This is a genomic window from Streptomyces sp. G5(2025) (genome assembly GCF_049542075.1).
Taxonomy (GTDB): Bacteria; Actinomycetota; Actinomycetes; order Streptomycetales; family Streptomycetaceae; genus Streptomyces.
Window position 1 is genome coordinate 133,313 of the sequence record NZ_JBMUZT010000004.1, and the last position, 15,232, is coordinate 148,544.

A 15,232-nucleotide genomic window follows, 5' to 3' on the forward strand; every position below is an offset into this window, starting at 1 on the left:
ATCGGATAACGACTTTATGGCCCTGTCGGAGGTGACGGTGCCCTCGCCTTCTCCGTCCGGGCCCGGCGCAGTGCCGCCTCCCACGCTGAGGCGGAGGCCTCAGCCCTTCCACGCGCCGACGCGGTGCGGGCGCGCTGACGATCCAGCCGGTCACGTGACTCGCGCTCCGCCTGCGCGGCTTGCCGGGACACCGCGTCGTTCACCGCCTGATCCACGACAGAGCCGAAGCGAGGGGTGAAAGCACGGGGCGCCCAGGACATCTGCCGCCACAGATGATGGGAGGCCTCGGCAGGGGAAGCTTCCGTCTCCACGCCGGCCACCGGCACGGGCGTCAGCTGCGGACCGGCGATGCGCATCGTCCGAACGGGGCCAACACCGGCCTGCACGAAGACGTCGTTCAGCACGCCCACCAGCCGGGGCCCAAGAAGACGGGTCTGCGTCGCCCACGCCACCGAGTCAGCGCGCACGGACAGCACCCCCTCGGCCGCGTCGTACGCGGTGACGACCACGTGCTTGGCGAAATCGGGTCCTACACGGTCCTGCCACAGCGCGCTCACCGGGGCGAGAGAAGGCATAGGAAAACGCCGCTCGATAAGGTCCAGCAGAACCTGCTCGAGGGGGACCGGCACGGCGTTGCGTCGCCGCCGTGGTGTCGGCATGGCCATCTGGCTTCGAAGCGACCGGGCCCTGCGGAAGCGGGCGTCTTCCCTGGCCGCCCTGAGCGCGGCGGCGGCCATGTCGACCCGCCCGGTGGGCTCATCGGGGCAAATCACCGGGTCCCCTCCTCCGTCCCGATCCCATGAGGAACCGCAGTTTGTCAGCTTTCGACGCTCGTTGGAGTACGTGTGGCGAGAAGGACCTCGAGCGTGCGCCGGTAGCCGGCCGAGGCGTTCTCCCGGGTCTTCACCGCGCCGACCGGCTCGGTGACGGGGCGGGCGGCAAGGGCAGGTTCGGGCGTCGCGACAGTGGCACCGGCCGGAAGGACCCGGACCTCGCGGACCACGGACCTGCCGGCCCGCTGGTTGGCCGCGTCGATGATCCGGGCCGTGAGAAGGCGGAGCTGCGTGCCGTAGGCCGGCGAGTCGGGGCGCAGGTCGAGCCGACCGGTCGGGGAGTCGAAGGCGACGGCGGTGGTGTGGGCGGCCAGGTTCGGCGCGACCGCAGCCGCGATGTCGGGCCACTGGTCAAGGGTGCTGCCGCCGGAGGCGGGCACGTCCCAGGCCCGCTCGGCGATGAGGGACTGGATGACGGTGGCGAACCCGGTGGGGTCGCGGCGGTCGCGCTGCCGCACGGTCACCCTCTTCGGCCGGCGCGGGGCACGGGCCTGGGCGCCGCGCCGGCGGGCGGCCTCGCGGGCCTGATGGAGCGCGATGCGGGCGAGGTCGGCGCCGGATGCTTCAGGAACGCTCGGGGCGGTCGGGTCGGAGTTCGTCATGTAGCGCCTTCCTACTGCGTCTTGTACGTGGTCAGGGAGCTTCGGGCGAAGCCGGCGAGCTGCTCGGCGCGGCGGACCAGGTCATCACCGAAGAGGTACTGCGCCGCGGCAGCGCCGAGGGCGTGGATGGTGTCCTCGATCAGGTCAGTCGACCCGTCCCGGAGCTGCGCGCGGGCCTGGGCGCGCATCTCGGTCCGCTCCGCGTCGCTGATCTCGAACGGATCGGCGCCGGCCTGAGCAGGCTGGTCAAGGTCGTCCGCTACCTGCGGGTGGCGGTTGCTGCGGGCGGCCTGGTTGACGTGGGCGAATGCCGTCTCGACCTCGCGCTTGAGGGCGGCGTCGGCCGGGGACTCCCAGGCGCCATCCTGCCGCTCCCGCTCAGCGCGGACCTGTTCGATGCGGTGACGGCGACGGGCCTCCTGGGCAGCGTGCCACTGCTCGACAGCCGCTGTGCGCTTGGCCGGGCTGTCCAGGACCGTCTCGGCGCCGTTCAGCAGGACCGCGAGCAGGCCGGAACCGCGACGGACACGCTCGGCCTGGCCCCGCATGTGCAGCCACGCCAGAACCTCGGTCACCGTCCACCCGGCATCAGCCACGCCCCGGGCCACCCAGGCGATCCGGGGCACCGAGCAGCCCCGGAGCCAGCCCAGCCCCTGCGTCAGCTCACGGGCCAGCTGGAAGCGGCGGCCCACCACGTTCAGCTTCCGGCGACCGCCGGCCTTCACCTTGGACTTCTTCGGGATGGGGGACTTGGCTTCCCCGCTTGCGAGCTTGCTCTCAGGGGGGAAGGAAGTAGTACCCGCAGTAGAAAGAGCTGAGGTACCAACCTGCATTGGGGTGCAACGGGCCTCATCCGAAACAGCCGTCACAATCCCCTGCTCAGCACCCTTCCGGGCACCCCTCGCCGGGGCCTTTGAGGACGTCTTCGAGCGCGGCTTGCGCACCTTCCGGGCTGCCTTCTTCGCCAGCTTCGCCATCAGGTCCCGGCTGGCCTCCGCGATCCCGGACGCCGCCCGCGTGTACTCCGGAGCAGCCTCATCCCGCTGCACCGTGCGGATACCGAGCGCGACGTCGAACTCCACCGGGATCATCCGCGCGAACTCGCTCGCCTGCGCCGGGCCGCCGGACACTCGCGTGCCCTTGACGATCCACGAGAGCAGCCCGGCCTCCCGCAGGATCTGCAGATGGTTCTGCACCGACCGCTCCGACAGGCCGGTGCGGCGCCTCAGGTGCTCGATCCCTGGTCGGCACGGGGACAGCTGCGCGAGCTCCTGGGCGACGCGTACCGTCGTCGGCCCGAAGCTGCGAGGGCCGTGCGACCGGTGCCGCCGCGGCTTGTAGAGCCCGGACCCGGCGACCCAGTGGACCGCCTGCATCCAGGAGTAGCCGTCGCCCGCGATCCGGCCCGCCGACGTCGACAGCCACTGGCTCGTCTCCGGCACGTACAGCGCGGGCAGCACGGAGGCCGCGTCGCCGTCGACCGACGGACGCGGGCCAGGAATCAGCGCGGCAACCAGTGCCGCCGTGCCGCTCATCGGCCCACCGTCCCGGCCGGGGTGATGAAGATCGCCTGTGTCGTCATCAGGCTGGTGTACACGCCAAAGCGGACACCTCCCTTTCGGGGCAGAGCGAGCTTTTCGTCATCCATCCGGCGAACCTGCACCGAACGACCTGTGGACAGAGTCCGGCGACCGGTGCCGGAGCTGTGGACAACGGAGCGGCGACGAATGAGCCCAGGTCGAAGCGCATCTCCGGCAGCCGCCAGGAGCTGACTCCGGGACCCATCGTGACTAATGCCGTGAACTGCACAAACAGCACGCGCGAATGCCGTCACGCACGAAGGGCTAGTGGCTCGAACCGGTGTGAATCGGACACGGTCAAGCTGACAAAAAGACGTGAGGTCGTGCACTATGGCGGGACACCAACTTTCATATGCGAGCCGGACCACCCCGCAACGCGGGACGGGCCGACGAGTGGATGGAAGGCACCAAGCCCCCTCCGGGAGGAGCCGGGCGCGGTCCCAACCGAAACGCCGCGAGGTGGGGCGGAAGGGGGGAGATTTCTCCTCTCCTCTGGGTGGTGGTGGACCGCAGGACCCTCGTCAAAGGGCCCCGCGGTTTGGGCGGGTGCCGACCGTTGTCAGCGGTCGGGGTCTTGCTCGGGTAATGCGCCGGCCCTGTCAAAGGCCGGGGTGTTGCTGGTGGCCCTTGTCAAAGGGGCCGACCCGCTTGTCAGAGCGGGGTGTTGCACTAGATGAAGAAGTGGCTCGATGAGCCGAGGCTCAGAACCGGGTGTCAAGCCGGAACTGAGCAGCCGATCCGGGGTGTCAATCCCGGTCGGAGTGAAGGGCCGCGTGAGGCCGAGTGGATTGTCAGTCCGCTCTTCTGGCGCGCGGCCGGTGGCGGCTACGTCACCCCGACCCCCTCGATTCCGAAGGTGGAGTCGGCATGCCCAAAAGCAGGCGCGAGGTCAGCCCTCATCCGGTACCTCCTGGGCGGCAGCCGGGTACTTCTCGGCCAGCCGACGAAGGAAGTGCGCATACCTGACGCGATTGCCGCGGTGGGGCTTGGTGAGCCCTGCCTCCCACCGCGCGACGGCGACGCGCTGAACGCCAATGGCGTGGGCGACCTCCGCCTGGGTGAGACCAGCCGTGACCCGTAGCTGCTGCCGAACGCGAGGCGACGGGAGCGTGTCGTCATCCACCAGAGCATCAACTCGACGCAGTGGATCCGACATCGCAGCCTCCATCATAGAAAACAGTTCCTGAAAAGATACACGAAGTGATCTCGGGAACGGAACACCAATCGGAGCGGCGGCACATGATCCTCCGCAGGGACGGATAAGCGAAATCACTCCTCCTCCCCGTACAACGACCATTGGCTGGTCCGGGCACCCAGATGCTCCGGCGGCCGCGCTCGCGCCGGATCGACGGCGCTGACCTGGACCATCCGCTCAGGACAACCCAGGCAAGGAGCTTCAAGGACAGCGATGTACCGGTTGTCGAACGACACGCCCTCAGAGATCAGGATCGGCGTGCCAAGACCCGCGTGTGCGCACAGATCCGGATCCTTCACCTCCCAGCCGTGCTGGCCGGGGTGCCCCTCGAAGAGCCCGCACGGGTAGGTGCTGACCTCGTCGGGCGGGCCGGACTCAACCGGGCACATGACCAGCGTCATCAACTCCCGCTGGTTCTTATCCCACCGCAGCCACCAGTGGGTGCTCTCGTAGAAAGACATCACCTCGCTGTGGTGCGGGACGCCGTCATGGCCATTCGACAACTCGCACCACTGCACCAGCGTGAAGTCATCGATCCCGGAAGCGGCGTTCCGCGGGTCCACGCGCCGGAGACGCTCGGCTTCGTCTGCGGTGAGGGCAGTCTCCCCCGCGCAGTGAACGAACCGCCCAGCCATCACCAACTCCTCCCGACCGCGCGCGACGTGACGGACTGCCGCACTCGAACACCGGTGTGCCACGCCTCGGTAAGGTCCAGCCCATGCCTCTTGCGCTCTTCGACCTGGACAACACTCTCGTCGACGACAGAGCGCGCTCAGCGACGTCATTGCCAGGTTGTGCCGCACACACGGTTTCGGTGCCGCTATCGAACAGCAGCTGCGAAACGAACTGGCCGACCGCGCGACCGCCGACGACTTCCTCCGGCTGCGGGAAGTCTTCGGCCTGGAGGTGCCGGCTGCGGACCTGTGGCAGGAGTACGTCGACCTCATGTCGTCCGCCGTAACCTGCCGCCCCGACGTCCTCGAGGGACTGGCCCGCCTGCGCACGGCTGCGTGGACTATCGGCATCATCACCAACGGAGCTAGCGACATCCAGCGCGCCAAGATTTCCGCGACCGGCCTCGCCAACTTGGTCGACGGTGTCGCGGTCTCGGGTGACTTGGAGATCCACAAGCCGGACCCGCGCCTCTTCGAACTTGTAGCCTCCCGCTGCGGCGCGAACCTCATGGACGACGGCTGGATGATCGGCGACAACCCGACCGGGGACATCGGCGGCGGCCAGAGGGCTGGCCTGCACACCATTTGGCTGCGTGGCCGCCCCTGGCCCGAAGGCCTCACCGCAGCGCACCACAATGTCGACGACGTCACCGACGCCATCGCCATCCTGCTCAGCGAGACGAGGTAGCACCGTGGACCAGCCGACCGTCGGCATTCTCCACCCCGGCAGCATGGGCGCCGCCGTCGCCGCCTGTGCCACGGCGAACGCGGCCGCGGTCCTATGGTGCGAAGCCGGGCGCAGCGACGCCTCGGCAGCGCGCGCCGCGGAGTTCCGCCTGACCCCGGTCCCCGCGCTGCACGAGCTGCTGGACCGCAGCGACATCGTCATCAGCCTCTGCCCGCCAGCGGCCGCCGAGGGCCTGGCCCACGACGTCGCCGCGTACGGCTTCACCGGGGTCTTCGTGGAGGCAAACGCCATCAACCCCGAGCGGACAAGGAGGATCGCCACACTGCTCGAACCGGACGCGATCGTCGTGGACGGTGGCGTCGTGGGGTCCCCGCCAGTACACGGGAAAACCCCGACGCTGTACGTCTCTGGTCCGTCCGACACCACCGCGCGGATCGAGGCGCTCTTCGCGGGCACCGCAGTGCAGACGAAGGCGCTGGGCACGGAGGTCGGCAAGGCGTCCGCGCTGAAACTGTCGTACGCCAGCTTCCAGAAGACCTCGCGGGTCCTGGTGGCGCTCGCGGTCGGCATGGCGCGCGAACATGGCGTCGACCAGGAGCTCATCGAGGTCGCCTCCCGGCGCACCGACTCATACCTGTCCGAGCCGCAGTACGTGGCCAAGACGGCCGCGCGCGCCTGGCGCTGGGGCCCGGAGTTGGAGGAGGCCGCCGACGCGCTCGCGGCTGCCGGCCTCCCACCGGAGATGCTGCACGCGGCCGCGACCACGCTGGCACGGTGGCACGACGTTAAGGACGACGGCGAGCTCACGCTCACCGACGCCCTCGACCGGCTCGTCCACCCGTAGCCCGCGCTCATGCCGTCGCCGCTCCCGCCCGCCGCATCAACAACTGGTCGATGAGCCGTGCCGCATCCTGCGGTGCCGCCACCGTGGTGTCGACGTTCAGGTCCCAGGTCATGCCCGGGTACTTGTCCAGGTCCTCGCGGGTCGCGTCCCACGCTGCCAGGCGCGCCGCAGTGTCGCTGTCGCCGCGCCCCGCCGACCGCTGCTCGGTCACATCGCGCGGGCACCACAGCAGCACCAGCGACCAGTCGGCCGGGTATTCGTCGACCAGCGCGAGGATGCCGTCGACCTGCCCGAGGTGCACCACGGGCACCCCGACCTCGAACGCCGCGTCCACGCCGGGGCGGTCGATCACGTACGTGTTGCCGTACCTCGTGTTCGCGTAGACGACGTCGCCCGCGGCCTCCAGCTCGTGCAACTGCTCCGCCGTGCCCATCCGGTAACCGGCAGACTTGCCGGTCCCGACCTTGAACCGCGCAAACTGCGCGTACTTCGAGTGCAGCTCGGTGAGCGCGGTGGTGACGGTGTCCTTGCCCGACGCCGGCGGGCCGTACAGGATCACGCCCTGCTTCGGGGTCACGCGTACATCGCCCCCATCGCCTGACGAGCTTGATCCGCGAGGCTCACAGCGGTGCCCAGCCGGTTGTCCACCACCAGGTGCGGCACCGCAGGGCGCAGGTCCAGGTCGATGGTCGCCATGTACTCGTCCCACCGCTGGAGCTTCCACGCGTCCCGGGCAGCCGAGCGGAAGGTGATGTACTCCCGCATCGACTCCTCATCACAGCGGACCCACACCGGGAAGACGTCCACGCCCATCGCCGCGGCCCTGTTGGTCAGGCGCTGCATCCAGGCCGCGTCGGTCAACTCCGCGATGAACGGAGCGGAGAGCACGGTGCTGATCCCACACTTGATGTTCGCCATGGCTGACTGCATGAGGCAGTCGTACTCCACCGATCGGACACGCTCCCTGTAGAGCTCGGTGTGCCTGTCGTTCGGGTCACCGCCCAGAGCGACCAGGAGCCGTTCCACTAGCGGTCGGGTGAGGGGGTCCTTGTCGAGCAGCGGCCAACCGGTGAGCTGGACGAAGAACCTCGCCAGTTCCGTTTTTCCGCTCCCTGCGTATCCCCCGACCAAGATCAGGACGGGGCGATGCGGGTCGCCTCCGGTGTGCCTCCGCTTCCAGGCGTCGATGATGCGCTGCTGGAGAGCGAAGTGCCCGGCGTCTTCACTGCCGGGCGAGATGGAGTGGATGGCTCGTTCGACGGCCAGGACGTGCGCGCCGTTGAGGCGGTCTTCCATTGGCGTGAGCTTGAACGACGTTTCTTCGCCGGGCAGAGCGGTCCGGAAACCCAGGTCCGGCTCGGTGGCTCGGTAGAGCAGACAGTAGGCGCGACGGTAGTGCGGGCCTGGGTAGACCTCACCCTGCTCGTGCTGCCACAGGGTCTGAGGGTTCGCGGCCGGGATCCCCTTCAGCTTGGCCTGCTCAGCAACCTCCCGCAGCCGCTCGCCAGCCTTCTCCAGGGTCAAGCCGTGAGCCTCGCGCTGCTCCCGCAGCCGGTCCGGCCGCCGCCCTGCTCGCTGCTTCCCCACCCCGTGCCCCTCCGTGATCGTCATGGCCGCGAGCCTAGGGCTCGGGCTGCAAATCGCATGTATACGCGGATGTTGAAAACGTGTGAATGGCGGTGCGTACGAGCTTCTACAAGCGCCTGTGATGGTTCGCACCGCCTGGCCCGAGTGTGATGGCCCTCACGAGATCAGCCGAGAAGAGGGACACCATGGCAAGTGAGGCGCAGTCAGTGGTCGTCGTCACCATCTCCGTCGTCATCAGCGAGTCGAGCACTCGCATGGCGTCGGATGGAGTAGCCGATCTCGAACTCTTCGGCGCTCATCCTGGTGTCGTTCAGCTCAACGACCTCGCCGTTGGAGCTGGTTGTGACCCGCACGACGCGCAGGAGCGGAACGCCAACGTCGGCTGGGAGGTTCAGTGCCTCCGCCTCTTCCGGCGAGGGCATGCGGGCAGAGACACCTTCGCTCCAGCGGAGCGGGCGGTGGCCCATCTCCTCCAGGCGGTCGTAGATGCCTCCGGGGCCCGTGTCGGCCTCTGCGAGTCGAGTTCCTCGAGCGAGGTCGGCCGGCAGGTAACTGGTGGCCAGCTGCTTCGGTTTCCTACTCTCTGGGTCGCCCATCACGCGGTCACGAATGAGGACTTGGGCCCCAGGGCGGAGACCCATGAGGACAGCGAGATCGACCGGGACGACGCCCCAACGCAGGGTGGGAGGCTCCAAAGCCACCCACGGTTGGGCCGTCGGGTCGAAGTAGTAGCCGATCTCATCGCGGAAGACCTGGCGGGACCGCGTGATGCGCCGCTTCTCAGGACGCTCCCGCACGATGGTCCCTCTCCGGCGCACCGCGACGACCAGACCCTCTTGCTCCAGGAGCGAGATGGCGCTTCGCACGGTCTGGTAACCAGCGCCGTACTGGGCTTGGAGCTCGGTGAGCATCGGCAGCTTGTCACCCGGCATGTATCGCCCCTCGCCGATCTGCTTTCGCAGGTCAGCGGCGATGTCGCGATACGAGACGGGCATCGGAGCCACCTTTCAGAGTGCTAACGGATCTGATTCTAGGGCTAGCTCTATCAGTCGGCGATGCACCAGCACAACTGATCGACACGAATAGAGCTATCGCTATTGACTCGTCGGCCTGGCATGGTCTCTACTAGTCGATAGCGATAGCCCTAACGCTCTGCTGAGCAGGGGTTACGCCCTCAGCACCATCGCAAAACAGCAGGAGTCACTGCCTCTTCGGAGGCGGCGGCAGTGGGGTTGAGCCCGCGCTCCCCCGGTCGAGACGCCTGTACCGAATAGCTCCACCCGAACCGCCCCTGAACAGCGAAGTTGCGCTGTCTGTCCGCCAGGACGAACCGGCCGCAGGGCCAGCCTGGCGCGGCAGAGAGAGCAGCACCGCTCCAGAACCAGGAGGACTCGATGCCCCAGATCCGCCCCGGCCGCGTCCGCACCAAGCGCGACAACCGCCGTGCCCCGCTGCTGCTCAGCAAGATCGCCCCCCAGGACATCAACATCCGCGAGGGCGAGGTCAAGTCCATCGTCTGCCCCGACTGCCGCACTTGGCGCCGAATCACAGGTGAAACGAAGCTGAAGATCCGCGAACACTGCATCAGCGACAAGGTCGCCGAAGGCCGGAAGCACGTCCGGTGCGACGGCAGCAACCAGGTCGTCAAGCTCGACATCTCGGTTGAGCAGTGGAGCGAGGCGATGCTCGCCGCCGACAGCACGGCGACCGGACGCCGCTCCGCCCGCCAGCACTACAAGCCGCTCCCGGTCCCGGCCAAGCCGGTCACCAAGATGTCCCCGGTGTCCATGAGCGTGGCCGACGCGCTCGCCGCCTACCGCGAACACTTCAGGAAGTGCCGGGTCAGCAGCATGGTCGGCCGCTGCAGCGGCACGTACCGCTGCACCGACGGAACCCGGCTTGCCGCGGTCTACGCGGAGCTGGAGCGGACCGAGCCGGACCGCCAGCGCAAAGACCGCGCCGCAGAGAAGCTCGCTCGCTACCGGACGTCGACGGTGTGGGCCAAGCACAGCAAGGCCACGACCGACGCGAAGATGATGGCCAAGCGTGGCGGCACGGCGGTCGAAGAAGCCAACAACGCTTGTCGAAACCACCCGGACGAAATGGTGTCCGAGTTCTGCGGCCCCCAGGTCCCGCTGGCACCGCAGGACGTGAAGGCGCACGAAGAGCGCCAAGCCGAACTGGGCAAGCAGTACGCGCAGATGAAGAGTCTGGCTACGTCAGCCGCCTGATCCGCGCACTGAGACGAACGACCACGGCCCCGGCCGCCCCGCAGTAAAGGGGGTGGCCGGGGCCGTGGCTGCTCGTACAAGCAGTCAGCTCCCCGTTTGGGGAGTGATCGCGACAGCCCTTGGGATTGCGGCCCGAGGGGCTGTCCAGGACCTGACTAGGAGGACCCGATGCCCACCAGCATCGCACGCCCGATCGCGGCCACCGATTCCGATCCGGACATGGATGAGGCCCTGCGCCGCGTCCGGCAGGGGAAGTGAGCGGCATGGACTGGCGTCACAATGCGGTCTGCCGCGAATTCTCCGAACTTAGAAGTCGCGCATGCTCCGAGCTCTCCGAGGATGGAAAGAGTGCTGGTCACAGGGCCTCCTCTCATGAAAGCGGCTCCGCCAGCGTGCTGGCGGAGCCGGGGGTCAGGCTCGTGCGGCGATCTCGCCGAACGAGGGCATTCCTAGGTAGATCGACTGTCTGGTTCTTGCCGTTTGCGCGTCCATCTGGGCGAGTTTGTCCTTGGCTCCCTCAAGGGTGGTCCCATGGCCCTTGACGTCACCGAGCCAGCCTTCTCGTTCGGCCTCGGCAATGCGGTCGACGAGGTTGTCCCTGTACTCGACGAGGCGCCGCCGCTCGCGCGGGTCCGGTCGGAGCATCGGACATCGGATGCAGGCGTGCTCGTGGATGCAGCCGGTTCCATAGGCGCGTCCGCAGGTGCCGATGGAGACCTTGCGGAGCTCGAAGTGCCCCAGGAACTCGTCCCATTCGGCGTCGGTCGGCCTGCGGTATTCCTCGCTCGGGCGTGTCGACCGGCGTCGCGCGATGAACGCGCGGTGGGCCTCGATGGCCTCCATGGGGTAGATCGCCTTGTAGCGCATGGTGGTCGAAATGTCGTCGTGACCGGCGATGACCTGCGCAATGTGTGGTGGCAGGCCGTTCATGATGGCGTCGGTGATGAAGATCCTTCGGAAGTCGTGAGGCTGGTAGTCGAGCTGCTGGCCGGTGTTGTCGGTCAGGCCGGCGAAGTCCAGGGTCTCGTCGAGAGCCCGGCGGATCGTGGTCTCGGAGATCGGCCGGTTCTGTCCGCCCGTGCGCCACTGGAACAGCAGCGGCATGGGCGCATTCCAGACCTTCTCGCCGCCGTCATAGGCGCGGACGAGCGGAACGGTCCCGGAGGCGTCGCGGATTCTGGTGATGATCGCGCCGAGGACGTCGGCGAGTTCGGGACTGACCAGCAGGAGCCGTTCCTTGTCGGTCTTCGACGGGGCGATCTGCAGCAGCGGGACGACCTCGCCCGTGGTGGGCAGGGTGTACTGAGTGATGCTGTGGTGGCTGACCTCCAGCATCTCCTCGATGCGGACGCCGGTGTGACGGAGGAACTCCACCGTCGCCCAGGCCCAGAAGGCCCGGTTCTCGGCATAGCCGAACGTGCAGCGACGTCCTTCCTCGTTGTAGACGGTGTTGGCGGTCACGCCGTCGGCCCAGCGGGGATGCTGGATGCGGGTGTAGGTCTTGCCGAGGACCTGGAACGTGGCTCCGGGGGCAACCTCAAGGGCCGCCTCGTGCCGTGTCCGGGCCTCCTTGAGCTGCCGGTCCGCGGCCTCGACGAGGGCTGGTAAGACGGGCAGCCGTTCCCTGGTGCGCTGGTCCGACTTCGCCTTCTGCCGACGGGCGTGCTTCTTGAAGGACAGCTCGGACTCCTTGACGGGGCTGGGCGCCACCCAGGCCGCCCAGCGTTCCGGCTCCTCGAAGGCCCACTGGGAGATGTCGAGGTAGAACGCGCGGATAGTGTTCAGCACCGAGATGGCGCTGTGCCGAACGGTGGTGATCTCGACGTAGCTGCCGTCCGGCTGGTTCTTGCGGCGGGTCTTGGTTCGGATGCGCTCCTTCCATGCGGTCGCGACGTTCTTCGGGAGTCGCAGTGAGTCGATCCCGGGCTGGTGACGTTCGAGGTCGGCCCAGAAGAGCTGGGCGAGGTTTCGCGACAACCCCTCCAACGACGTGTAGTCCAGGGAGGGTTGGCGCTCGGTGAGGTAGTCCACGATCAGGTCGCGGACCGGTCGGCACTTCAGCTGGTAGCGGTCCACGAGCTCTTCGACGCTGACCTGGCCGGCCCGCCGCTTGAAATCGCGGAGGGTCGCGGGCGAGTCCGGCGGAAAGACCTCCAGATTCTTGAGCCAGAGGTAGAACAGCGACCGGCCGCCTCCGGTGGCCATGACCTGGGCTTCGACGCCTCGCAGTTCGAGGCAGTCGCCGACGGTGATGTCGGCGACCTTGCCGCCCTTGGCCAGGATGATCGTGGCGATCTGGTTGCGGGCCTGCAGGCCGAGCTTGGCGTCCCAGATGCCCGGGTCGGACCGCGCTTCCAGGGCGGCGAAGCCGTCCGGGTCGCGATACTCGGCCACGATCTCGCGCATGTGCCGTGACCTGCGAGTCAGCAGCCAGGCGGGGTCGGGTCGGATCACATCCGCGATGGCAAGGGCCAAGATCCCGGCTCGGAGAACTCCGTCGGGAACACGGCCCACTTGCTCCTCGACCCAGGCTTCGAGCTCAGGCAGGCCGGCGGCGAAGTTCTTGTCCAGCGGGCTGTTGCACCAGCGCTGCTGCCAGGTCTCGCCGTCGAATTGCCTGAGCCACCAGAGGACGTTGCGAGCCCCGCGTCGCCGCGTGTAGCTCGTGTTCTTCCCGGCGTCCTTGAACAGCTCCTGCAGCCGATCGAGGATCGTGTCGAAATCGGCTGCAGTCTCCGGCCACGCCTCCGGAACGGACCTGGGAGGGTATGCCTTCAGCAGGGCCTTGTAGTGCGATCCGTGGAACGTGAGAACAGGGCCCTGAGCTGGCACTTTAGCCAGCAGCATCGTGGTGGTCATGATCGTCCGAACAGGACGTCCAGGCTTGCCGCGTTGTAGCCGGAAGCCGGCGGCCGCGGCGCGGGGAGCTTCCCTGCGGCCTGGCGGGCGTGGTGGGCGAGCAACTGCTCGACGATCTCGTCCTGGCTGGCCGCCAGGTAGATCTCCGTGGTGGACAGATGCGCGTGATTGAGGACCCACTGGACGTCGGTGAGTGACAGTTCGGGGTCGCGGGCCATGCGGTAAGCGGCGGTGTGCCGCAGGTCGTGAAGGGTCCAGTTCGACCCGAGGAGGTCGTTGGCCCGGTTGAACATGGCCCTGGCCGCGTCGTAGTTCAACGGGCGCCAGGGCCGTCTCAGCGTCCACCACAGCGTCTGGTTGCGGCCTCGGGGAACCCCGCCTCGCCAGGCCTCTTCCTGGGCCAGGCGGAGCCAAACGAACGCGTCGGTGGAGGCGGGAACCTGCTGATACTCGCGGGTGCCCTTGCGGGTCACGCCGAGCAGCTGCTGGCCCGGATGTGCGTCCTTGGTCTTGCTGCCGAGGAGTTCCTCGGCCCTGACCCCGGTGGAGACCCAGAAGGCCAGCAGGGCCCGGTCCCGGTTGTGGTTCAGCGCGGCGAACAGGGCGTTGAACAGCTCGTCGGGGATCCGCTTCGGGATCCGCTTGGGCACGGTCGGGCGGTAGCGGCCCGTCCGTTCGTCCTGGAAGACCTCCATGGGGTTGTGGTGGGCGTTCGGTCGCGCCGCCGCCTGGGCTCGGCGGGAACGGCGGGAGCGGTCAAGCGGGAACGGGTTGAGCAGCGGCCCGGCGCCGCCCTCTTCGCAGTGGAAGTCGTAGAACAGCCGGATGGCCGTCTCGTTGTGGGCCCTGGTCGTCGGCGCGTAGTTCTCGCCCGGCCCGGACTTGCCCGTCAGCGGGTTCGGGGTGCCGCGATCCGGTCGGATCTGCTTCGGGAGCCCGCCGGGCGGCAGCCCGTACTTCTCGTAGCGCCAGTGCAACCGAACAGGCTTGGGAGCGAGCTGGAGCCAGCGGGTGAAGTCCCGGGCGTCGGCTCGGCTCGCCTTGTTCCACTTGATTCCCAGGACCCACAGGAACCTGTACCAGCGCAGCAAGTCCATGCCGTACGACCGGATCGTGGCCGGCGGCTTGGAGCATGCCTGTAGTTCGGCGAACCACTCCGCCGCCTCTTCGACGACGACATCTTCAGGGTCGATGAGCCTGTACGGCTCCTCCGCCTTCCCCGTCTCCTCCAGCCGACCGATCTGCGGTACGGCCAAGTTCGTCAGGTCTCTGCGAAGCACTTCAGGTGAGTTCACGAGTGGGCTAACGCAGCAACCCTCATCTGGTCACTGACCTGCGGCAACGACCTACTTAGTTCGGTCAACAGGCAGAGGATCCCGAGCTGTTCTTCCCCGTCGGCACCACCGGACCGGCGCTCCTGCAGATCGAGGAGGCCAAGGCGGTCTGCCGCCGCTGCCCGGTCATGGAGCAGTGCCTGCAGTGGGCGCTGGAGTCCGGCCAGGAGGAGGGCGTCTGGGGTGGCCTGTCCGAGGACGAGCGACGCTCGATGAGGCGTCGGGCCGCCCGGAAGCGGGCGGCGCGGAGGCCGGCATGAGCGACACCGAGCGCCAGCAGCTCGCCGACAAGATCCATCGAACCAATGCCGACCGTGACTTCGGACGGCGCTCCCGTGGCTGACGACCTGTACGCCCGTTACATGAAGGCCGCGGCCGCCAACCGTGCGCACGGTGCGACCTGTTCCTGGTGCTCGCCGGGCGCGCGGTGTGAGACCGGCCAGCACTTGGCGGCGGAGTTCGCCCGGCTCCAAGACGCCTACCTCAAGCAGCAGAAGAAGAAGCGCTGAGACCGCGCTGCGGGAGGGAAACCCAGTTTCCGTCCCTCACCGCGCTGCTCCAGCAGGCCGGTCGCCCGCACCACGGGCGGCCGGTCTTTCGCACGCCTCCCGCCCGGGAGAGTCTCGGGCCCGCATCCCCGCAGGAGAGCCCATGCGTAGTAGCACCCAGCTCGACACCGCGACGACCGCCGCCGGCACCGCCCGGCTGCCGGGCTCGCTGTGCACGCACATCCCGAAGTGCCCGTCGGCCACCAGCTCGGACCGAGAGGCCGCGCAGGTCGTGGCCGCGTACCCGGAGCAGGGCT

15 protein-coding genes and 1 pseudogene are annotated in these 15,232 nt (G+C 68.2%); 6 read left to right on the plus strand and 10 right to left on the minus strand.

The window, feature by feature from the left end; genetic code table 11:
* Window positions 1–14: 14 nt before the first annotated feature.
* The 5 genes from ACOBQB_RS10540 to ACOBQB_RS10560 form a co-directional block, all read right to left on the minus strand.
* Window positions 15–737 carry a DciA family protein gene (locus ACOBQB_RS10540; RefSeq protein ID WP_423590856.1) on the minus strand — a complete coding sequence of 241 codons (723 nt, stop codon included), beginning with the start codon at window positions 735–737 and terminating at the stop codon, window positions 15–17.
* A gap of 80 nt (window positions 738–817) precedes the next feature.
* Window positions 818–1,435 carry a DciA family protein gene (locus ACOBQB_RS10545; RefSeq protein WP_423590858.1) on the minus strand — a complete coding sequence of 206 codons (618 nt, stop codon included), beginning with the start codon at window positions 1,433–1,435 and terminating at the stop codon, window positions 818–820.
* An 11-nt stretch (window positions 1,436–1,446) separates the two neighbouring features.
* Window positions 1,447–2,970, minus strand: a complete 1,524-nt coding sequence (locus tag ACOBQB_RS10550; protein ID WP_423590859.1) for a transcriptional regulator — start codon at window positions 2,968–2,970, stop codon at window positions 1,447–1,449.
* Window positions 2,971–3,904: 934 nt separating this feature from the next.
* Complete coding sequence (locus ACOBQB_RS10555) at window positions 3,905–4,312, minus strand: helix-turn-helix transcriptional regulator (protein WP_423590860.1); 408 nt, start codon at window positions 4,310–4,312, stop codon at window positions 3,905–3,907.
* Window positions 4,285–4,845, minus strand: a complete 561-nt coding sequence (locus tag ACOBQB_RS10560) for a hypothetical protein (protein ID WP_423590862.1) — start codon at window positions 4,843–4,845, stop codon at window positions 4,285–4,287. Before ACOBQB_RS10560 ends, ACOBQB_RS10555 begins: the two co-directional genes overlap by 28 nt.
* A 157-nt stretch (window positions 4,846–5,002) precedes the next feature.
* Here ACOBQB_RS10560 and ACOBQB_RS10565 point away from each other — a divergent pair, with 157 nt between their 5' ends.
* Together ACOBQB_RS10565 and ACOBQB_RS10570 are read left to right on the plus strand one after the other, a co-directional pair.
* Entirely contained in the window at window positions 5,003–5,572 is a 570-nt protein-coding gene (locus tag ACOBQB_RS10565; protein WP_423590864.1) for an HAD family hydrolase, read from the plus strand.
* 4 nt (window positions 5,573–5,576) lie between these two features.
* On the plus strand, window positions 5,577–6,416 hold the full coding sequence (locus ACOBQB_RS10570) for a DUF1932 domain-containing protein (protein ID WP_423590866.1): 840 nt from the start codon (window positions 5,577–5,579) through the stop codon (window positions 6,414–6,416).
* A gap of 7 nt (window positions 6,417–6,423) precedes the next feature.
* On the opposite strand, the gene ACOBQB_RS10575 is transcribed toward ACOBQB_RS10570, so the two are convergent.
* The 3 genes from ACOBQB_RS10575 to ACOBQB_RS10585 all read right to left on the minus strand — a co-directional run bounded on the left by ACOBQB_RS10575 (window position 6,424) and on the right by ACOBQB_RS10585 (window position 8,998).
* On the minus strand, window positions 6,424–6,993 hold the full coding sequence (locus tag ACOBQB_RS10575) for a phosphotransferase-like protein (RefSeq protein ID WP_423590867.1): 570 nt from the start codon (window positions 6,991–6,993) through the stop codon (window positions 6,424–6,426).
* Entirely contained in the window at window positions 6,990–8,027 is a 1,038-nt protein-coding gene (locus ACOBQB_RS10580) for an AAA family ATPase (RefSeq protein WP_423590869.1), read from the minus strand. Before ACOBQB_RS10580 ends, ACOBQB_RS10575 begins: the two co-directional genes overlap by 4 nt.
* A 179-nt stretch (window positions 8,028–8,206) precedes the next feature.
* Window positions 8,207–8,998, minus strand: coding sequence for a GntR family transcriptional regulator (locus ACOBQB_RS10585; protein ID WP_423590871.1), 792 nt, complete (start codon window positions 8,996–8,998; stop codon window positions 8,207–8,209).
* A 399-nt stretch (window positions 8,999–9,397) separates the two neighbouring features.
* On the opposite strand from ACOBQB_RS10585, the gene ACOBQB_RS10590 reads away from it, so the two are divergent.
* Window positions 9,398–10,234 carry a hypothetical protein gene (locus ACOBQB_RS10590; RefSeq protein ID WP_423590872.1) on the plus strand — a complete coding sequence of 279 codons (837 nt, stop codon included), beginning with the start codon at window positions 9,398–9,400 and terminating at the stop codon, window positions 10,232–10,234.
* Window positions 10,235–10,645: 411 nt separating this feature from the next.
* On the opposite strand, the gene ACOBQB_RS10595 is transcribed toward ACOBQB_RS10590, so the two are convergent.
* On the minus strand, window positions 10,646–13,093 hold the full coding sequence (locus ACOBQB_RS10595; RefSeq protein WP_423590873.1) for a tyrosine-type recombinase/integrase: 2,448 nt from the start codon (window positions 13,091–13,093) through the stop codon (window positions 10,646–10,648).
* On the minus strand, window positions 13,090–14,349 hold the full coding sequence (locus tag ACOBQB_RS10600) for a tyrosine-type recombinase/integrase (protein WP_423590875.1): 1,260 nt from the start codon (window positions 14,347–14,349) through the stop codon (window positions 13,090–13,092). The genes ACOBQB_RS10595 and ACOBQB_RS10600 overlap by 4 nt, the downstream gene beginning before the upstream one ends.
* A gap of 113 nt (window positions 14,350–14,462) precedes the next feature.
* On the opposite strand from ACOBQB_RS10600, the pseudogene ACOBQB_RS10605 reads away from it, so the two are divergent.
* The 3 genes and pseudogenes from ACOBQB_RS10605 to ACOBQB_RS10615 all read left to right on the plus strand — a co-directional run.
* Window positions 14,463–14,687, plus strand: a pseudogene (locus ACOBQB_RS10605) (WhiB family transcriptional regulator); the annotation flags it as partial.
* A 75-nt stretch (window positions 14,688–14,762) separates the two neighbouring features.
* Window positions 14,763–14,936, plus strand: a complete 174-nt coding sequence (locus tag ACOBQB_RS10610) for a hypothetical protein (RefSeq protein ID WP_423590877.1) — start codon at window positions 14,763–14,765, stop codon at window positions 14,934–14,936.
* A 142-nt stretch (window positions 14,937–15,078) separates the two neighbouring features.
* The coding region (locus tag ACOBQB_RS10615; protein WP_423590888.1) for a DUF5999 family protein at window positions 15,079–15,232 on the plus strand (154 nt) is incomplete at its 3' end.

Coding starts and splice junctions, on each gene's coding strand:
- ACOBQB_RS10555 (WP_423590860.1), bottom strand. CDS start 4,312: ATGGTCGTTGTACGGGGAGGAGGAGTGATTTCGCTTATCCGTCCCTGC.
- ACOBQB_RS10545 (WP_423590858.1), bottom strand. CDS start 1,435: ATGACGAACTCCGACCCGACCGCCCCGAGCGTTCCTGAAGCATCCGGC.
- ACOBQB_RS10560 (WP_423590862.1), bottom strand. CDS start 4,845: ATGGCTGGGCGGTTCGTTCACTGCGCGGGGGAGACTGCCCTCACCGCA.
- ACOBQB_RS10540 (WP_423590856.1), bottom strand. CDS start 737: ATGGCCGCCGCCGCGCTCAGGGCGGCCAGGGAAGACGCCCGCTTCCGC.
- ACOBQB_RS10595 (WP_423590873.1), bottom strand. CDS start 13,093: ATGACCACCACGATGCTGCTGGCTAAAGTGCCAGCTCAGGGCCCTGTT.
- ACOBQB_RS10590 (WP_423590872.1), top strand. CDS start 9,398: ATGCCCCAGATCCGCCCCGGCCGCGTCCGCACCAAGCGCGACAACCGC.
- ACOBQB_RS10550 (WP_423590859.1), bottom strand. CDS start 2,970: ATGAGCGGCACGGCGGCACTGGTTGCCGCGCTGATTCCTGGCCCGCGT.
- ACOBQB_RS10580 (WP_423590869.1), bottom strand. CDS start 8,027: ATGACGATCACGGAGGGGCACGGGGTGGGGAAGCAGCGAGCAGGGCGG.
- ACOBQB_RS10585 (WP_423590871.1), bottom strand. CDS start 8,998: ATGCCCGTCTCGTATCGCGACATCGCCGCTGACCTGCGAAAGCAGATC.